Raw genomic sequence first — 15,610 nt, forward strand, 5'->3', positions numbered from 1 at the left:
CTGCCTTCAGGGACAGGTCCAGCGCTGTGCAGTGGCGGCGATCTGCCCGGCCAACTGGGCAATGGCCTGTTGGTGGGCCTGCACCAGGCTATTCAGTTCAACACCTGCTGGCTGGCGGATCTGGCTGCTACAGGTGAGGCTGCGGGCCGGACCACCCTCGCCCCGAAGGCGCAGGCTCCAGACCACATCGATCAGCGCGTAACGCCCGGGCAGGGATTCGAAGCGCCGCACATCGGTCTGCAACGACAGCACCGGGCGCCCGGGCTGCTTGGGCAAGCCTTCGAGGTTACGCGTGCCGAGCTTCTGCTCCATCTGGCTGGCCAGGGCGTCGTGGAACTCGTCCACCAGGGGCGCGCTCCAGCGCTGGGTTTCGAGGATCGCCAGGGTGCCGCTGTCCTGACGCACTACCAACTGCGGCTGGTCCACCTGGACCGGAATACGCACCGTGGACATTTCGAACTGCAGGCTGCCGGTCCGGGCCGCAGCGCTGCCTTCGGCCACCGGCGGCATCAGGGTGTAGTAATGGGTCGGCGCGGAGCTGCAAGCGGCAAGTCCCAGGCTCAGGCACAACAACAGGGCTGGTTTTTTCATGGCTGGGCTTCCGACGCGGATTCACGAACCGAGGTGGACGGAGACTGGTAGGCATCCGGTTGATTGTCTTTCAGGCGACCGCGAATCAGCGCCTCGGGATGACGGCCAAGGAAGTCGGTCAGTACCCGCACCGAGCGGGCGGTGCGCTGCACCTCTTCCATGGCCTGGCCCAATTGCAGGCGTTGCGGCGAGTCTTCAGAGAAGCTGTCGTTGGCACTGGCCAGGGTCTTTTTCGTCTGTTCCAGGGTGTCACGCATTTGCGGCAAGACGTCGCCGTTGACCTGCTTCAGGGTCTTCTGCATTTCCCCCAGGCTGGCGTTGAGGTTATTGGCGATGGCGTCGATCGGCAATTTGCTGATCTTCTCCACCACGGCCTGCAACTGCTCCTGCAGCTTGTCCAGGCTGCCCGGCACCGTCGGGATTTCCAGAGGCCGTGCGCTGGCATCGAATGTCACAGGCTTGGCCTTGGAAACGAAATCCAGGGAAATGTAGAGCTGGCCGGTCAGCAGGTTACCGCTGCGCGCCTGGGCCCGCAGGCCCTGCTTGACGAACGCGGCGATCAACTGGGCGGAGCGCGCATCGTCTTCGCCGCCGAACTCCTTGAGCAGTTTTTCGTGGGCCTTGCCCAGGCGATCCGGGTAGATCACGGCCCCCACCAGGGTCGGGAAATACTGACGTTGCTCGTCGTAGTCCAGGTCCATGGACACCACCTTGCCGACGTTGACCCCAAGGAACTCCACCGGTGCATTGACCGCCAGTCCACGCAGGGGCTGGTCGAAACGCATGCGGATGTAGCGCGGCTGGCCATCAGGCGGTGCCAGGGCCGTTTCCTGATCGCCGAACAGCGTGTACTCGGCGTGTTCCGGGGCCGGCTTGGCATCGGGGCTGTACTTGGGTTCGACGAAGGCAATGCCGCCAGCGAGGATCGAGGACACCGACTCGGTGTTGACCTTCAGGCCGTTGGCACCGAGGGTCACATCCACACCGCTGGCGTTCCAGAAACGGCTGTCGGTGGTGACGTACTTATCATTGGGCGAGTTGACGAAGATCTTCACATCCACGCCCTTGCCGCTGTTGGCCAACTGATAGGACACCACCTGCCCGACTTCGATGCGCCGGTAGTAGACCGGCGAGCCGATGTCCAGGGAGCCCAGGTCGTCCGTGTGCAGAGTGAAGCGCTTGCCTTTCTGCCCGTAGGTGATCGGCGGTGGGGTTTCCAGGCCCTTGAAGCTGTTTTTGCGTTTCTCCGATTTGCCGGCATCGGCGCCGATAAAGGCCCCGGACAGCAAGGTGTCGACCCCGGACACGCCGTTGGCGCCGATGCGCGGGCGCACCACCCAGAACATCGAGTCGTCAGCGGTGAAGGGTTCGGCGGACTGGTCCAGTTCGACCTTGGCCAGCACCTTGCGGCGATCGTCGCTCAAGGCGATGGAAGTCACCTTGCCGATCACCACGTTCTTGTACTTGACCTGGGTCTTGTTGGCCTCCAGGCCCTCGGCCGTCTGGAAGCTGATGGTGATTTCCGGCCCGGCCGAGAGCGACTTGTTGACCACCATGGACAGCCCTACCAAGGCCGCGACGATGGGCACCAGCCACACCAGCGAGACATTGAAACGGCGCGTCCTGACCGCTGGCGTACCCGGGGCGGCCTGGGGCTTTGAAGCGTTGGAACCTGGATGATCAGACATCTTCAACCTCTACATCCCAGATAAGCCGGGGATCGAAACTCATGGCCGCCAACATCGTCAGCACCACCACCAAACCAAAAAACAGAATGCCCATCCGCGGATCGATGGAGCTCAGGGCCCGAAACTGCACCAGGGCCGCCACCAGGGCCACCACCAGCACATCGAGCATGGACCAGTAGCCGATCAACTCGATAAACCGATAGAGCCGGGCACGTTCACGCTGGGCCCAGCGGCTGCGGCGCTGGCATGTGACCAGCAAGGTGCCGAGGACAAAAAACTTGATGCAGGGCACCACCACGCTGGCGATGAAAATCAACAGGGCAATGTCCCAGGAGCCGTGTTTCCAGAACTCCACCACCCCGCTCATGATGGTGTTTTCACTGCCACTGCCAAACATGCTGGTGTGCATCACCGGCAACAGGTTAGCCGGGATGTAAAAGATCACGCTGGCCACAAGGAAGGCCCAGGTGCGGCTCAGGCTGTTGGGCTTGCGCGCGTGCACGGGCGATTCACAGCGCGGGCAGTGGTGCTGATGCTGCTCACACGCCTGGCCGCAGGTGTGGCAGAGCATCAGGCCCAAGTCACGGGCATAGGGCGGTGCACTCATCAATAGCGGCCCTCGAGGTCGTCCCAAAGGCTGCGGATGCCCTTGCCGGAAATCAGGATGATCAGCACCGTCAGCATCGACAAGGCCCACAAGCCGAGCCCCGGATGCACATCGAGCATGCCCGCCAGCTTGACGATGGCCACCAGGATCCCCAGCAGGCACACCTCCAGCATGCTCCAGGGCCGCAAGTGTTCCAGGGCGCGCATGCAGGCCTTGAAGCCCGGCGCCGCGCGGCCGACGTTGGCATGGCCCAGCACCCAGCACAGCAGGATGATCTGCAGGCAAGGCGCAAGAATGATGGTCAACCCGGCAACGGCGGCAATCAGGCTGATACGGCCATGGGCCAGGGCCTCTACCGATTGCCAGAGGGTAGCTTCGTTACTCAGGCCCTCCAGGCTGATCTGGATCACTGGGAACAGGTTGGCGAACACGAACAACAACGCTGCGGTGATCGACAGGGCGAACAACTGCTGCACATTCAAATGCCGCGCGCGCACCAAGACCGCGCCACAGCGTGAACACTGGGCGGTCTGGCCTTTGGCGAGCGGCACCGGTTCGAATACCGAATCGCAGTGTTCGCAAATGATCCAGGGACGAGAAATAGTCATGGTCTTCAGAGGGCCGGGTGGGCGGCAGGTTCAGGGCAGGAACCGGCCGGCGCGTATTTTCGACAAAAGTAGAGGACAGTGTCTAGTTTTGTTTGAGGACTCTTCTTGTTTACGGACTGTGCGCCAGCATCTACGCCATAATAGGCGCCCCGGGAATTTTCGCAGACCATGACCGACTCCACGCCCCTCCCCGTCAAACCTCAGCGTGCGCCCAAGCAGACTCGCGGGCATGAACGCGTCATGGCGATTCTCGATGCCTGCGCACGGCTGCTGCTCAGCCACGGCGTGGCCAACCTGACCATGCACGGCATCGCCCGGGAAGCCGGCACCTCCATCGGCTCGCTGTACCATTTCTTCGCTGATAAACAACAGGTACTCGATGCTCTGGGGCAACGCCATATCGTCGCCGTGAGCCACATCACCGAGCCGTTGCTGGCGGTGGATGCACAGCAGTGGCGGGAGATGAGTTGCCGGGGGGTGATCGAGCGCATGATCCTGCCGATCCTGCATTACCTCGAACAACACCCCGACCTGTTGCAGATGATCAACCCGGGCTTCGCCACCGGCCAGCTCCAGGCGCCCGAGCTGCATGCCCGGGTGAAAAGCGTCTATGAGCAAATTTTCAGCCTGCGCCTGCCCCAGGCCAGCACCGAGCAACGGGCCACCTATGTACTGGCCATGTTTGGCCTGCCTATGGGCCTGTTCCAGTTGGCCCAGGAGCACAGCCAACTCAAGCATGTGCTCCTGCTGCAAGAAGCGCCCCGGGCCATGGAGGCGTACCTCGAAGCCATTGAACGCCAGCACCGCAACGCCTGAAGCGATCGACTCCTAGTGCGCCAGGTGCTGTTGCAGCCACTTGGCCCGCAGCACGTCGTAGGCCCAGTGGTAGAGATAGGTGTAGGGCAGGAAAAACAGCAGCACGCCGATGTCCAGGAGAAAGGCCTGCAACAGGCTGACGTTCAGCCACCAGGCAATCAGCGGTACCCCCACCGCCACCAGCCCGCCCTCGAACAGCACGGCATGCACGAGCCGGGTCCAGCCGTTGTGGGCAAGCCCGAAGCGCTTGAGCCCACGGTCGAACAGGGCGTTGAAAACCACGTTCCAGGCCAGGGCGAGCAGGCCGATGCCAATGGTCACCGCGCCCATGTCGACCATGGGTTTGTCCATCACCCACGCCAGCAACGGGGTGCAGATCAATACCGCCAGCAACTCGAAACCCACCGCCTGACAAACCCGTTCGGTCAACGATTTAGAGGTGTTCATGGTCCTGCTCCGTGAGTGAATGAGGTTGCGATCATCCAGGAGCGGCCCGATACTTCATAACCAATAACCATCGATCAAGGCGATAGTTCATGGCCTCACATGAAGTGCTGCTGGCCTTTGTCCAGGCGGCCACCCAGGGCTCGTTTTCCGCAGCGGCACGCCAGTTGGGCAAGAGCCAGTCGACCATCAGCGCCGCCGTAGCCAGCCTGGAAATCGACCTCAATGTGCAACTCTTCGACCGCAGCAGCCGCAAACCCGGCCTGACCCCAGCGGGCTACGTGTTATTGCAGCGTGCGGAAGAGATCCTGGCCGCCACCAGCCGCCTGGAAATGGCCGCCAGCCAGTTGTCCCAGGGCGTGGAAGCCAAACTCACAGTGGCCCTGTCCGACACCTATCAGTCGGATCGTTTCGAAGCGTCGCTGCAAGCGTTCGAAGCGCGCTACCCGGACCTGGAACTGGAATGCCTGATTGCCGAATGCGAAGACCTGGTGGCCCTGGTGCAAAGCGGCCGGGCGCAAATCGCCTTTGCCGAGATGCAACCCAGCTACCCGGCGGACCTGGAACACGCCACCGTGGAAGAGCGCACCGAAATCGCCCTGTTCGTTGCCCGTGATCACCCCCTGGCGCAACTCAAACAGCTCCACCCAGAGAACCTGGAACAGCACCGCGAACTGCGCCTGGCAACAATCATCAACCCCTATGAAAGCCGCGCGCGGGGCCGGGTCTGGTCGGCGGCCAGCTACCTGATGCTGCTGGAAATGGCCCAAGGCGGCTTCGGTTGGGCCGCATTGCCCCGCTGGTTGGTGGAGCGTTTTGGCGCCGGCACGCTGCAAGAACTGAACGCCCGTGGCTGGCCCCGCCCGGTGGCGGTGGACGCACTGTGGTCGCGCCTGCATCCACCGGGCCCGGCGGGCAGTTGGCTGTTGGCGAAAATGCTCGAATAACCCGCCGTCAGGCGGCAACTGTGCGCGCTGGTGGGTGGCTCTGGAAGTACTCCAGCAAGGTGCGCAAGGTGCCTGATTCCAGGGACTGGGCGGCGTAGCACAGCCCCACCCGCCGGCTCGGTGCCGGCAGGTGCAGAGCGCGGGTCACCACCCCTTCCCGCCCCAGCAGCAGGGATTGGGGCAGCATCGCCACGCCCACGCCTGCGGCCACCAGGTGCAGGGCCTGTTTCAGCGATCCGGCATGCCCGGCCAGGGTCTGCGGCGAACGGCCATACAGTGCCATCAAGCGTTGGTGAGAAGGGTGCTGCGGGCAGGTGATCCAGTCATCGATCGGCACCCAGGCTTGCCCGGCCGGCGACTGGGCCATGGGATGGGCTGCGGGCAACGCCAATACATAGGACTCTTCCCACAGCGGCAGAAACAATTCGTCCTCGCAGCACATCTCCTCCACCGCCAGCCGGGCATCGCCCACACAGCCCTCTTGCAGGGTCAGCAACAGCCCGGGCAACGCCTGGTGAGCCATACGCACAAAGGCGCCCACCTGACTGTCGGCAACGTCCCCCTCCACCCCCAACGTCAGTGGCGAGCGGTCTTCCTGGCCGCGAAACAGTCGGCCCAGGGCCTCGGCTTCAGCCACCATGCGCCGAGCCTGGGGATACAAAACCCGGGCCTGCTCACTGACCTCCACACCACGGGGTTGACGCACAAACAGCGTGGTTCCCAGTTCCTCTTCCAGTTGCTTGATGGTCACCGACAAGGTGGGTTGGCTGATAAACAAGCGCTGGGCGGCGACAGTGATGTTGCGTTCCTCGAACACCGCGAGAAAGGCTTTGAGATGGCGAATATCCATAGGAAATTCCGATACCAGAGAGAGGAATAAGGCATTTTTCAGTTATGCACGCAGTAAATACACTGCCGACCAGCACTCGTCATTTGTTTTTCTTATTTCAGGAGTCATCCCATGAGCAAGCCACTGGTCATCATCACTGGCGCCAGTTCCGGTATCGGTGAAGCCGTTGCCCGGGCCCTGTCGGCGGCCGGCCATCCGCTGTTGCTGCTGGCCCGACGCATCGAACGCCTGGAGGCTCTGGGCCTGCCCAATACCCTGAGCCGCGGCGTCGACATCACCGATCGTGCCGCGCTGCTGGCGGCGGTCCAGGACGCCGAAGCCCGGTTCGGCCCGGCAGACGCCTTGATCAACAACGCCGGGGTGATGCTCCTGGGGGAAATGAGCAAGCAGGACCCCGAACAGTGGGACCGCATGCTCGACGTCAACGTCAAAGGCCTGCTCAACGGTGTGCATGCCGTGGTTGCCGGGATGATCGAGCGCAAGGCCGGCACCCTGATCAACGTCAGCTCGGTGGCCGGGCGCAAGACCTTCCCCAATCACGTGGCCTACGTGGGCACCAAGTTCGCGGTCCATGGCCTGTCGGAAAACCTGCGCGAAGAGCTGGCGCCACACAATGTGCGGGTCATCACCATTGCTCCAGGAGCGGTGGAGACAGAACTGCTGAGCCACACCACCGACGAAGGCATCAAGAGCGGCTACCAGGCCTGGAAACAGGACATGGGCGGCACCGTGCTCAGCGCCGAGGACGTGGCCGGGGCGATCCAGTTCGCCTACGAACAGCCGCCCCACGTGTGCATCCGCGAAATCGTCCTGGCTGCCACCCACCAGCAGGCCTGACGCTCATTCCCGGGCGCGCTCCAACGGTCACCAGCACCCGACTGCCAGCACTTAAAGCTGCTGGAGGCGGCGCTCGATAAAGCGCCGTTCGGGCAGTTGCTGGGTCAAGGCCAGCGCGCGCTCATACGACGCCCGTGCCTGCTCCACCTGGCCTAGCTGCCGGCAAAACTCGGCACGGGCCGAGTGGGCCAGGTGGTAATCCTGCAGATCCCCGCGCTGCAAAATCGCCTCCACCCGCTCCAGCCCCGCCAAAGGCCCGTCGCGCTGGGCAATGGCTGCGGCCCGGTTGAGTTCGATCACCGGCGAGGGCACCCGCCGCAACAGCACGTCATACAGGCCGACAATCTGCTCCCAGTCGGTGGCCTGCGCACTGCTCGCCTCGGCGTGTACCGCGGCAATGGCCGCCTGCAGGCAATAGGGCCCGCTACGTCGATAGCTCAAGGCCCGTTCGACCAGCGCACACCCCTCGGCCATCGCCTCGGCATTCCACAGCGAACGGTCCTGCTCATCCAGCAGGATCAGCTCACCGCTGGCCGAAACCCGCGCCTGGCGTCGTGACTCATGCAGCAGCATCAGGGCCAGCAGCCCCATGACTTCGGGCTCCGGCAGCAACTCCATCAGCAAGCGCCCCAGGCGAATGGCCTCGCGGGTCAGTTCATCGCGGGTCAGCTCACTGCCCATGGACGCCGAGTAACCCTCGTTGAACACCAGGTAAATCACCCGTAGCACACTCTCCAGGCGCTCGGGCAGCTCGGCCATGGACGGCACCTGATAGGGAATACCGGCATCGCGAATCTTGGCCTTGGCGCGCACGATGCGCTGGGCGATGGTGGCCGGGCTCACCAGAAAGGCCCGGGCGATTTCCTCGGTGGTCAGGTCACAGATTTCCCGCAGGGTTAGCGGCACCTGGGCGTCCGCCGCCAACGCCGGGTGGCAACAGGTAAAAATCAAGCGCAAGCGATCGTCTTCCACCTCTTCGCCACTCCAGTCCGCCTGTTCCAGTTCTTCCAACTGGCTGGCCAGCAAGGCCTGGGACGCGGCAAAACGGGCGCGGCGGCGCAGGCCGTCGATGGCCTTGAAACGCCCGGTGGACACCAGCCAGGCTCGCGGGTTGTCCGGTACGCCATCGCGTTGCCAACGCTCCACGGCGACAAAAAAGGCCTCGTGCAAGGCCTCTTCCGCCAAATCGAAATCCCCCAGCAGGCGAATCAGGGTCGCCAGAACCCGCCGCGACTCCGTGCGGTAAACCGTCTCCACCCGGGTTGGGACGGTTGCGCCCGGCGGCGTCGGCATCAGTCCTTCATCCCTTGGGTGACCAGGGCCACCAGGCGCTCCAGGCTCTGCCCCCAGCCCTCATGAAAACCCATGGCTTCGTGGGCCTGGCGGTCCTCCGCGGACCAGTGCATGGCCCGGGCGGTGTACAGGGTCTGGCCGTCCTGTTCCTCAAAGGTCACTTGCGCGGTCATGAACGGCTTGGCGGACGGGATCCATCCCGGCAGGTAGGCGTCGGTGAAGACCAGCCGCGACGGCGCGACGATCTCCAGAAACACGCCCATGGTCGGGTACTCGCTGCCATCGGGCGCGCGCATCAGGGTGCGAAACTGGCCGCCGATCCAGAGGTCCATTTCGCATTCCGGGGTGGTCATGCCGTGGGGCCCCCACCATTGGGCCAGCAGGTGCGGCTCGGTCCAGGCGCGGAATACGCGATTACGCGGTGCATCGATCAGGCGGCTGATGGACAGTTCAAAGGGGGCGGGCGAGCGGCCCGACAGGTCGTGGCTCATCGCGAAACTCCTGTTCTTTTAGGGGTGTTATCAGGGATTCAATTCACGAACGGGGCGGACCTCGACGCTGCCGACCCGGGCCGCCGGAATATTCCCGGCCACCTGGATGGCAGCGTTCAGGTCACGGGCTTCAATCAGGTAGAAGCCGGCCAATTGCTCCTTGGTTTCGGCGAACGGACCGTCGGTGATCGACAGCTTGCCGCCGCGCATACGCACCGTGGTGGCGGTCTGCACCGACTCCAGGGCCTGGGCCGCAAGCATGCGGCCGCTGCCTTGCACCGCCTCGGCGTAGGCCAGGCATTCGGCATCCTTGGGACTCTCGGGCAAGCTGTGCAGCAACTGCTCGTCGCTGTACACAAGGCAGAGATATTTCATGAGGTTCTCCCGGCAAAGGCTGATCCACTATGGCTGCTGTTTCGGACTTTGGCGAACCACCCGACGATCAGGGTTCGAGGTCGAACAGCACCGTGCCGCTCTGCATATCGAAGGGCGCCGACCAGTGTTCATGCACCACTTTCCACTCGCCTTGCAGGCGCTGGTAACCGGCGGTCACGCGCATCCAGCAGGCCTTGGTTTCACCCTGTTCGTCAGTGCCGCCGCAGCGGGCCAGCCAATGGGCAAAGGCGCTGTCCTCGGCGGACACCACATGCAATTCATGGAACTCGAAGATGCCCGGGCCGGGGCAGACCTTCATGCATTCTTGCCAGTGCGCCCGGTAGGCCGCCTTGCCCTTGAATTGCAAGGCGCCGACGGCGTCGAAAGAGGTGATGTCATCGGCGTAATAGCTGACGATCTGTTCGATATCCTTGGCAATCACTGCGTATTGCCAGGCGTCGATCAAGGTGCGGATCTGCGCGTCTGTGGCATGACTGTGCATGGCGAATCTCCCGACTGAGTGAACGGTAGAAGCTCCAGGCGCGGCCTTTTCGGACAGCGCCAGAAACCTCCAGACACCCTTAGTCGTCTGGCGAACCGGTTAATCGACAGGCCACAGAAAAATAATTCAGGCGCCGGGCAAATCGCTAGAATCGCCGCCTACTTTGCCCGGCCATGGAGCCCCCTTGTGAGCACTCGACTCGTCGCCTATGAACAGCTCAACGAGCAGCAGCGCGAACAACTGCAGGCCCTGGAAGTGCTGCCACAGCAAAAGGCGTTTTCCGGGGACATCGACTCCGCGCTCTACACCCTGCTGAACGCACGCGGGCCGGGGATCAAGGGCTTTGCCCTGCTGGCCGAGGAATACCCCGTGGCCTTCCTGCTGCTCAGGCGCCCGCCCTGCCTGCCAGCCTGGGCCGACGCCGACAGCGCCACGCTGCACGCCTTGCAGGTGGACCACAGGTTCCAGGGGCGGGGTTACGGCAAGGCCTTCCTGCACGCCCTGCCCGCCGCCGCGCGCCAAACCTGGCCAGAGATCAACAGCCTGATGCTGTCGGTGGATGCCGGTAATCAGGCCGCCCTCAACCTCTACCGGCAACAAGGCTGGATCGACAGCGGCGAAGCCTACCGAGGCCGCATCGGTTACGAACGGCGGATGGCGCTGAGGTTCTGAATCAACGACCGGGGCCGGGCTCGCGCGACGGCCAAGCCCCGTCTGGAGCGGGCGTTACAACTGCAGGAGCATCTCGTGCCAGGCCATGCCGCCATGGTCCGAATCCGAGGCCTTGATGTAGACAAAACCGAAGCCTTGGTAGAGCGGCACGTGGCGCTCCTTGCACATCAGGTGGATGCTCGACTTGCCCATCTCGGTCATGCGTTGGATGAACGCCTGCATCAACTGCTTGGCCACGCCGCGCCCCTGGAAGTCCGGGTGCACCACCACGGACATGATCACCACGTTGGGTCCTGCCGGGTCATGGCCGATCAGCTCCTTAAAGGCCTCATCGGCCATGGCCACCTCGAACGCCGCGCCGGCGTTGATAAAACCGGCCACTACGCCCGATGCCTCTGCAACGATAAAACCCTGGGGCCAGGTGGCGATACGGATCGCGATCTTTTCCCGGGTAGCCGCTTCGTCGCCTTCATAGGCCTGGGTTTCAATGGCAAAGCAACGGTCCAGGTCAGTGGGCTGGACCTGGCGGATAACAACGGGGAATGAGGTCATGGCGAACACGGGGCTGCGTAGAAAAAAGAGCCGCAATCATAGAGCAATCGCCCCGTCTTATCGATCACTCAGCCCCTGGCGGACGCCCGCATGCGCCCGTCAGGGTGGCCATTAGGCGGCGTTGAGAGGCACCCAGATTTCCAGCACGCCCGCCCCGGTGCGCGGATTGAAATCGGCGCTGTAGCGCTCGAACCCCGGTGCATCCGCCGCCGTGCGGCCTGACTGTGGCAGCCAAGTGTTCCAGATGTATTGAAAGGTCTGGGGCAACCCGTGGAGTGGCCCCTGGTGCTCGAACACCGCGTACTGCTGCGGTTGCACCTCGACCCAGCGATAACGCTCCGGCAGGTCATCGAGCTTGCTGATTTCCACCCCAGCGATGTAGTCGAACCCGCCCTGCTGGTCGGTGTTGCAGCAGACGCCGTAGGTCACCTCGCCCACCTGGCTCGGGACCTTGCCGATGTGGGGCACAAAGCGCTCCCAGAGCTCAGGAATCGCCCCGGAAGTGTCCTGGGTAAAACGCTGGCCAAAGCCGGCAACCAATAAAAAACGCTCCTTTTCGAAGCGCGGCTGCAGGGCGACGCCCTGTTTTAGGTCATCCATGAAAACCACTCCTGGCAGTGAAAAACGGGTTCGGCATCCAGTATAGAAAGCAAACCCGAAATCCCCCGTCAAAGCCCTGGCAGTTCGGCCGAGGCGGCCCCCACGATAAATTCCTGGTAACCCGAAAGGATCACGTAGACCGCGAAATAGCAGAAGATCGCCGCCGATGCCAGGTAAGAGTAGCGCAGCAATTTATCCCCCAGAAGCTTGCCGCCCTGGGTCGCAGCCAGGCACAAGCCCATGGTCCAGACCAGCCCGGCGCAGAAGAACCCGGCCAGGAACAAGCCGGAACTGGCCACCCCGCCGCCCCCGGATCGGGCAATCAAGGTCCCGCCCACGGCGGCGAACCAGAGGATCGCGGTAGGCGATGACATGGCGAGGAAAATCCCGCGAAAAAACTCTTTGCGTGGCGACCCGTTGTCCACCTCACCGGCCTCGACCAGCACCGAGCTGTGATGGATGGCGGCGTAGATCATCTTCGCCGCGAAGTACACCAGCAACGCCGAACCGCCGACCCAGAGCACCCAGCGCACGCTTTCGTATTGCAGCAGCACGGTCATGCCGGCCAGGGCCAGCACGGCGTAGATCAGATCGCCGACACAGGTGCCCAGGCCCAGGCAGAAGCCTTGGAAATAGCCACGCTGCATGGCCAGGGTGATCATCGCGATATTGGCCACGCCGATGTCCAGGCACAACGAAAGGCTCAGCAAAAAGCCGCTGGTAAACTCCATGATTGATCCTGTTTGATGCGGTTGTTCGAGAGTGCCCCGTCATGGAGCGCTGCTGAGTCAGGCAAGAAGCGTGCACGTTATAGCGGCAAAACCGGCGCACTCGCAAATACCCGGGAAAACGCCCGCCCCGCCCCTGAACTATTTTTTCTCGCCCTCTGGACAAGCGCCGGCCAGCGCCCTTATCTTCAGCGCCGCAGGCCACCGCAGTGGCCAACGTCGCTCGGACGGTTCCGGGCGCTTACGTACTCTCGAGGCAACAATGGCCGAACAAGGTTCGCCGCGCCGCTTTGCGCGCATCGATCGACTCCCCCCTTACGTGTTCAATATCACTGCCGAGCTGAAGATGGCTGCGCGTCGGCGCGGCGAAGACATCATCGACTTGAGCATGGGTAACCCGGACGGCGCCACACCTCCCCATATCGTGGAGAAAATGGTCACCGTCGCTCAGCGTGAAGACACCCACGGCTACTCCACCTCCAAAGGCATTCCGCGTCTGCGCCGCGCTATTTCCCGTTGGTACAAGGACCGCTACGAGGTCGACATCGACCCGGAAAGCGAAGCCATCGTCACCATCGGCTCCAAGGAAGGCCTGGCGCATTTGATGCTGGCGACCCTGGACCAGGGCGATACCGTGCTGGTGCCCAACCCCAGCTACCCGATTCACATCTACGGTGCGGTGATTGCCGGCGCCCAGGTGCGCTCGGTGCCACTGGTGCCCGGTGTGGACTTCTTCGCCGAGCTGGAGCGGGCCATTCGCGGCTCGATCCCCAAGCCGAAGATGATGATCCTCGGCTTCCCGTCCAACCCCACCGCCCAATGCGTGGAGCTGGATTTCTTCGAACGGGTGATTGCCCTGGCCAAGCAGTACGACGTGCTGGTGGTCCACGACCTGGCCTACGCCGACATCGTCTACGACGGCTGGAAAGCCCCGTCGATCATGCAGGTGCCCGGGGCCAAGGACATCGCGGTGGAGTTCTTCACCCTGTCCAAGAGCTACAACATGGCCGGCTGGCGCATCGGCTTCATGGTCGGCAACCCGGAGCTGGTCAACGCCCTGGCGCGGATCAAGAGCTACCACGACTACGGCACCTTCACCCCGCTGCAGGTAGCAGCCATCGCCGCACTTGAAGGCGACCAACAGTGCGTCAAGGACATTGCCGAGCAATACCGCCAGCGCCGCAATGTGCTGGTCAAGGGCTTGCACGAGCTGGGCTGGATGGTCGAGAACCCGAAAGCCTCGATGTACGTCTGGGCCAAGATTCCCGAGGCCTACGCGCACTTGGGCTCCCTGGAGTTCGCCAAGAAGCTGCTGGCCGAAGCCAAGGTCTGCGTCTCGCCAGGGGTGGGTTTCGGTGAGTACGGCGACGATCATGTGCGCTTTGCGCTGATCGAGAACCAGGACCGGATTCGTCAGGCCGTCCGCGGTATTCGCGGCATGTTCCGCGCCGATGGCCTGGTGCAGAAAAGCTGATAACCCTTCAGCCACAAAAAAACCGCAGCGATGCGGTTTTTTTGTGCCCCTGTTTCACCAACTGGCCCCCACTTTGTAGGAGCCGGCTTGCCGGCGAAGCCGTTTAAACCACCAACGACAACAGCAGGATAAAGATCAGGCCCACCACCGACAGGATGGTTTCCATCGCTGTCCAGGTCTTGAAGGTCTCGGCCACGGTCATGTTGAAGTACTGCTTCACCAGCCAGAACCCGGCGTCGTTGACGTGGGACAAGATCAACGAGCCGGCGCCGGTGGCCAGCACCAGCAGCTCACGGTTGACCCCGGGGATCATCCCCACCACCGGCACCACGATGCCCGCGCCCGTGATGGTCGCCACGGTGGCCGAACCGGTGGCGATGCGAATCACCGCCGCCACCAGCCACGCCAGGAGGATCGGCGAGATTTGCGCGTTAACCGCCATATGGCCGATCACGTCACCTACGCCACTGGTCACCAGCATCTGCTTGAAGCCACCGCCGGCACCGATGATCAGGATGATCGCCGCCGTCGGCGCCAGGCTGGCGTCGAGCAAGCCGAGAATCTGCTTGGAGCCGATGCCCTGCTTGTAGCCGAAGGTGTAGAGCGACAGCAGCAAAGCCAGCAGCAAGGCACTGATCGGGTGGCCGATCATGTCCATCCAGATGCGGAAGAAATGCCCGTCCGGCAGCGCCACGTCGGCGAACGTCTTGAGCAGCATCAGGAACACCGGCAGCAACACCGTCAGCAAAGTCACGCTGAAGCTCGGCAGGTTCTGCGAGGTATTTTCACGCGCCAACTGGTCGACCAATTCCTGGGACGGGTTGCCCGGGATGTACTTGGAGATGAAGGTGCCGTAGATCGGACCGGCAATGATCGCCGTCGGCAACGCCACAATCAGACCGTACAGAATGGTCTTGCCGATATCGGCACCAAACACGCCGATGGCCAGCAACGGACCCGGGTGCGGAGGCACCAGGCCGTGAACCGCCGACAGGCCGGCGAGCAACGGGATACCGATCTTGATCAGCGACACGCCGGTACGCCGTGCAACGATGAACACCAGCGGGATCAGCAGGACAAAGCCGATTTCGAAGAACAGCGGAATGCCCACCAGGAAGGCGGCGAACATCATTGCCCACTGCACCCGCTCCTTGCCGAAGGCACGGATCAGGGTCTGGGCAATCTGATCCGCCCCGCCCGACTCGGCCATCATTTTCCCGAGCATGGTGCCCAGGGCCAGGATGATGCCGACAAAACCGAGCACGCCGCCAAAGCCGTCCTGGAACGCCTTGATGATCTTGTCCACCGGCATGCCCGACGTCAGGCCGAGGAAACCCGCGGCGATGGTCAGGGCAATAAAGGGGTGCAGCTTGAAACGGGTGATCAGCACGATCAGCCCGATGATGGTGACCACTGCATCCACCAGCAGATAGGTCTCTTGGGACATGCCAAACATGGGGTTTGCCTCCGGTTTGTTGTTTTTATTAAAGCGTTAAAAACGTGAGCCGATTGGGATAGCGCTACCTTTTCGAACC

General features: G+C 62.9%; 19 protein-coding genes. 5 read left to right on the forward strand and 14 right to left on the reverse strand.

Features of this window, described 5'->3' with window-relative positions; translation table 11 throughout:
• Positions 1 to 6: 6 nt before the first annotated feature.
• The 4 genes from M1B34_RS06210 to M1B34_RS06225 are packed head-to-tail and all read right to left on the reverse strand — an operon-like array spanning position 7 to position 3,494.
• On the reverse strand, positions 7 to 591 hold the full coding sequence (locus M1B34_RS06210) for a PqiC family protein (RefSeq protein WP_268264676.1): 585 nt from the start codon (positions 589 to 591) through the stop codon (positions 7 to 9).
• Positions 588 to 2,279 (reverse strand): PqiB family protein, encoded by a 1,692-nt coding sequence (locus M1B34_RS06215; protein ID WP_268264677.1) that lies wholly within the window; start codon positions 2,277 to 2,279, stop codon positions 588 to 590. The genes M1B34_RS06210 and M1B34_RS06215 overlap by 4 nt, the downstream gene beginning before the upstream one ends.
• Positions 2,272 to 2,886 (reverse strand): paraquat-inducible protein A, encoded by a 615-nt coding sequence (locus tag M1B34_RS06220; RefSeq protein WP_123328503.1) that lies wholly within the window; start codon positions 2,884 to 2,886, stop codon positions 2,272 to 2,274. Before M1B34_RS06220 ends, M1B34_RS06215 begins: the two co-directional genes overlap by 8 nt.
• Complete coding sequence (locus M1B34_RS06225; RefSeq protein WP_123328504.1) at positions 2,886 to 3,494, reverse strand: paraquat-inducible protein A; 609 nt, start codon at positions 3,492 to 3,494, stop codon at positions 2,886 to 2,888. The genes M1B34_RS06220 and M1B34_RS06225 overlap by 1 nt, the downstream gene beginning before the upstream one ends.
• 168 nt (positions 3,495 to 3,662) lie before the next feature.
• On the opposite strand from M1B34_RS06225, the gene M1B34_RS06230 reads away from it, so the two are divergent.
• Positions 3,663 to 4,310: a TetR/AcrR family transcriptional regulator gene (locus tag M1B34_RS06230; protein WP_268264678.1), complete on the forward strand. Its 648-nt coding sequence runs from the start codon at positions 3,663 to 3,665 to the stop codon at positions 4,308 to 4,310.
• Positions 4,311 to 4,322: 12 nt separating this feature from the next.
• Here the strand turns inward: M1B34_RS06230 and M1B34_RS06235 are convergent, their stop codons facing one another.
• Positions 4,323 to 4,757: a multidrug/biocide efflux PACE transporter gene (locus M1B34_RS06235; protein WP_123328506.1), complete on the reverse strand. Its 435-nt coding sequence runs from the start codon at positions 4,755 to 4,757 to the stop codon at positions 4,323 to 4,325.
• Positions 4,758 to 4,846: 89 nt separating this feature from the next.
• On the opposite strand from M1B34_RS06235, the gene M1B34_RS06240 reads away from it, so the two are divergent.
• Positions 4,847 to 5,701: a LysR family transcriptional regulator gene (locus tag M1B34_RS06240; RefSeq protein WP_268264679.1), complete on the forward strand. Its 855-nt coding sequence runs from the start codon at positions 4,847 to 4,849 to the stop codon at positions 5,699 to 5,701.
• 7 nt (positions 5,702 to 5,708) lie between these two features.
• Here M1B34_RS06240 and M1B34_RS06245 read toward each other — a convergent pair whose 3' ends face one another.
• Positions 5,709 to 6,551 (reverse strand): LysR family transcriptional regulator, encoded by an 843-nt coding sequence (locus M1B34_RS06245; protein WP_268264680.1) that lies wholly within the window; start codon positions 6,549 to 6,551, stop codon positions 5,709 to 5,711.
• Between the two features lie 111 nt (positions 6,552 to 6,662).
• On the opposite strand from M1B34_RS06245, the gene M1B34_RS06250 reads away from it, so the two are divergent.
• The gene (locus tag M1B34_RS06250) at positions 6,663 to 7,388 is read left to right on the forward strand and encodes an SDR family oxidoreductase (protein ID WP_268264681.1); all 726 of its coding nucleotides are present in this window, start codon (positions 6,663 to 6,665) and stop codon (positions 7,386 to 7,388) included.
• A 51-nt stretch (positions 7,389 to 7,439) separates the two neighbouring features.
• Here the strand turns inward: M1B34_RS06250 and M1B34_RS06255 are convergent, their stop codons facing one another.
• The 4 genes from M1B34_RS06255 to M1B34_RS06270 all read right to left on the reverse strand — a co-directional run bounded on the left by M1B34_RS06255 (position 7,440) and on the right by M1B34_RS06270 (position 10,049).
• A complete protein-coding gene (locus M1B34_RS06255; protein ID WP_123328510.1) occupies positions 7,440 to 8,681 on the reverse strand; it encodes an RNA polymerase sigma factor in 1,242 nt (413 codons plus the stop codon).
• Positions 8,681 to 9,172: an SRPBCC family protein gene (locus M1B34_RS06260; RefSeq protein ID WP_268264682.1), complete on the reverse strand. Its 492-nt coding sequence runs from the start codon at positions 9,170 to 9,172 to the stop codon at positions 8,681 to 8,683. Before M1B34_RS06260 ends, M1B34_RS06255 begins: the two co-directional genes overlap by 1 nt.
• 30 nt (positions 9,173 to 9,202) lie before the next feature.
• On the reverse strand, positions 9,203 to 9,547 hold the full coding sequence (locus tag M1B34_RS06265) for a YciI family protein (protein ID WP_123328512.1): 345 nt from the start codon (positions 9,545 to 9,547) through the stop codon (positions 9,203 to 9,205).
• A gap of 67 nt (positions 9,548 to 9,614) precedes the next feature.
• Complete coding sequence (locus tag M1B34_RS06270; RefSeq protein ID WP_268264683.1) at positions 9,615 to 10,049, reverse strand: YybH family protein; 435 nt, start codon at positions 10,047 to 10,049, stop codon at positions 9,615 to 9,617.
• A 186-nt stretch (positions 10,050 to 10,235) separates the two neighbouring features.
• On the opposite strand from M1B34_RS06270, the gene M1B34_RS06275 reads away from it, so the two are divergent.
• On the forward strand, positions 10,236 to 10,721 hold the full coding sequence (locus M1B34_RS06275) for a GNAT family N-acetyltransferase (protein ID WP_185039072.1): 486 nt from the start codon (positions 10,236 to 10,238) through the stop codon (positions 10,719 to 10,721).
• 54 nt (positions 10,722 to 10,775) lie between these two features.
• On the opposite strand, the gene M1B34_RS06280 is transcribed toward M1B34_RS06275, so the two are convergent.
• The 3 genes from M1B34_RS06280 to M1B34_RS06290 form a co-directional block, all read right to left on the reverse strand.
• On the reverse strand, positions 10,776 to 11,273 hold the full coding sequence (locus tag M1B34_RS06280) for a GNAT family N-acetyltransferase (RefSeq protein ID WP_123328515.1): 498 nt from the start codon (positions 11,271 to 11,273) through the stop codon (positions 10,776 to 10,778).
• 111 nt (positions 11,274 to 11,384) lie between these two features.
• Positions 11,385 to 11,873, reverse strand: a complete 489-nt coding sequence (locus tag M1B34_RS06285; RefSeq protein WP_268261705.1) for a GyrI-like domain-containing protein — start codon at positions 11,871 to 11,873, stop codon at positions 11,385 to 11,387.
• 68 nt (positions 11,874 to 11,941) lie between these two features.
• Positions 11,942 to 12,604 (reverse strand): LysE family translocator, encoded by a 663-nt coding sequence (locus M1B34_RS06290; RefSeq protein WP_268264684.1) that lies wholly within the window; start codon positions 12,602 to 12,604, stop codon positions 11,942 to 11,944.
• Between the two features lie 259 nt (positions 12,605 to 12,863).
• On the opposite strand from M1B34_RS06290, the gene alaC reads away from it, so the two are divergent.
• The gene (gene alaC, locus M1B34_RS06295) at positions 12,864 to 14,075 is read left to right on the forward strand and encodes an alanine transaminase (protein ID WP_123328518.1); all 1,212 of its coding nucleotides are present in this window, start codon (positions 12,864 to 12,866) and stop codon (positions 14,073 to 14,075) included.
• Positions 14,076 to 14,178: 103 nt separating this feature from the next.
• On the opposite strand, the gene M1B34_RS06300 is transcribed toward alaC, so the two are convergent.
• Positions 14,179 to 15,531: a GntP family permease gene (locus M1B34_RS06300; RefSeq protein WP_123328519.1), complete on the reverse strand. Its 1,353-nt coding sequence runs from the start codon at positions 15,529 to 15,531 to the stop codon at positions 14,179 to 14,181.
• Positions 15,532 to 15,610 lie beyond the last annotated feature (79 nt).

Origin of the sequence: Pseudomonas morbosilactucae, from assembly GCF_023241715.1 — a bacterium.
In the GTDB taxonomy this organism is placed as follows: Bacteria; Pseudomonadota; Gammaproteobacteria; order Pseudomonadales; family Pseudomonadaceae; genus Aquipseudomonas; species Aquipseudomonas morbosilactucae.

Coding starts and splice junctions, on each gene's coding strand:
- M1B34_RS06210 (WP_268264676.1), bottom strand. CDS start 591: ATGAAAAAACCAGCCCTGTTGTTGTGCCTGAGCCTGGGACTTGCCGCT.
- M1B34_RS06215 (WP_268264677.1), bottom strand. CDS start 2,279: ATGTCTGATCATCCAGGTTCCAACGCTTCAAAGCCCCAGGCCGCCCCG.
- M1B34_RS06220 (WP_123328503.1), bottom strand. CDS start 2,886: ATGAGTGCACCGCCCTATGCCCGTGACTTGGGCCTGATGCTCTGCCAC.
- M1B34_RS06225 (WP_123328504.1), bottom strand. CDS start 3,494: ATGACTATTTCTCGTCCCTGGATCATTTGCGAACACTGCGATTCGGTA.
- M1B34_RS06230 (WP_268264678.1), top strand. CDS start 3,663: ATGACCGACTCCACGCCCCTCCCCGTCAAACCTCAGCGTGCGCCCAAG.
- M1B34_RS06235 (WP_123328506.1), bottom strand. CDS start 4,757: ATGAACACCTCTAAATCGTTGACCGAACGGGTTTGTCAGGCGGTGGGT.
- M1B34_RS06240 (WP_268264679.1), top strand. CDS start 4,847: ATGGCCTCACATGAAGTGCTGCTGGCCTTTGTCCAGGCGGCCACCCAG.
- M1B34_RS06245 (WP_268264680.1), bottom strand. CDS start 6,551: ATGGATATTCGCCATCTCAAAGCCTTTCTCGCGGTGTTCGAGGAACGC.
- M1B34_RS06250 (WP_268264681.1), top strand. CDS start 6,663: ATGAGCAAGCCACTGGTCATCATCACTGGCGCCAGTTCCGGTATCGGT.
- M1B34_RS06255 (WP_123328510.1), bottom strand. CDS start 8,681: ATGCCGACGCCGCCGGGCGCAACCGTCCCAACCCGGGTGGAGACGGTT.
- M1B34_RS06260 (WP_268264682.1), bottom strand. CDS start 9,172: ATGAGCCACGACCTGTCGGGCCGCTCGCCCGCCCCCTTTGAACTGTCC.
- M1B34_RS06265 (WP_123328512.1), bottom strand. CDS start 9,547: ATGAAATATCTCTGCCTTGTGTACAGCGACGAGCAGTTGCTGCACAGC.
- M1B34_RS06270 (WP_268264683.1), bottom strand. CDS start 10,049: ATGCACAGTCATGCCACAGACGCGCAGATCCGCACCTTGATCGACGCC.
- M1B34_RS06280 (WP_123328515.1), bottom strand. CDS start 11,273: ATGACCTCATTCCCCGTTGTTATCCGCCAGGTCCAGCCCACTGACCTG.
- M1B34_RS06285 (WP_268261705.1), bottom strand. CDS start 11,873: ATGGATGACCTAAAACAGGGCGTCGCCCTGCAGCCGCGCTTCGAAAAG.
- M1B34_RS06290 (WP_268264684.1), bottom strand. CDS start 12,604: ATGGAGTTTACCAGCGGCTTTTTGCTGAGCCTTTCGTTGTGCCTGGAC.
- alaC (WP_123328518.1), top strand. CDS start 12,864: ATGGCCGAACAAGGTTCGCCGCGCCGCTTTGCGCGCATCGATCGACTC.
- M1B34_RS06300 (WP_123328519.1), bottom strand. CDS start 15,531: ATGTTTGGCATGTCCCAAGAGACCTATCTGCTGGTGGATGCAGTGGTC.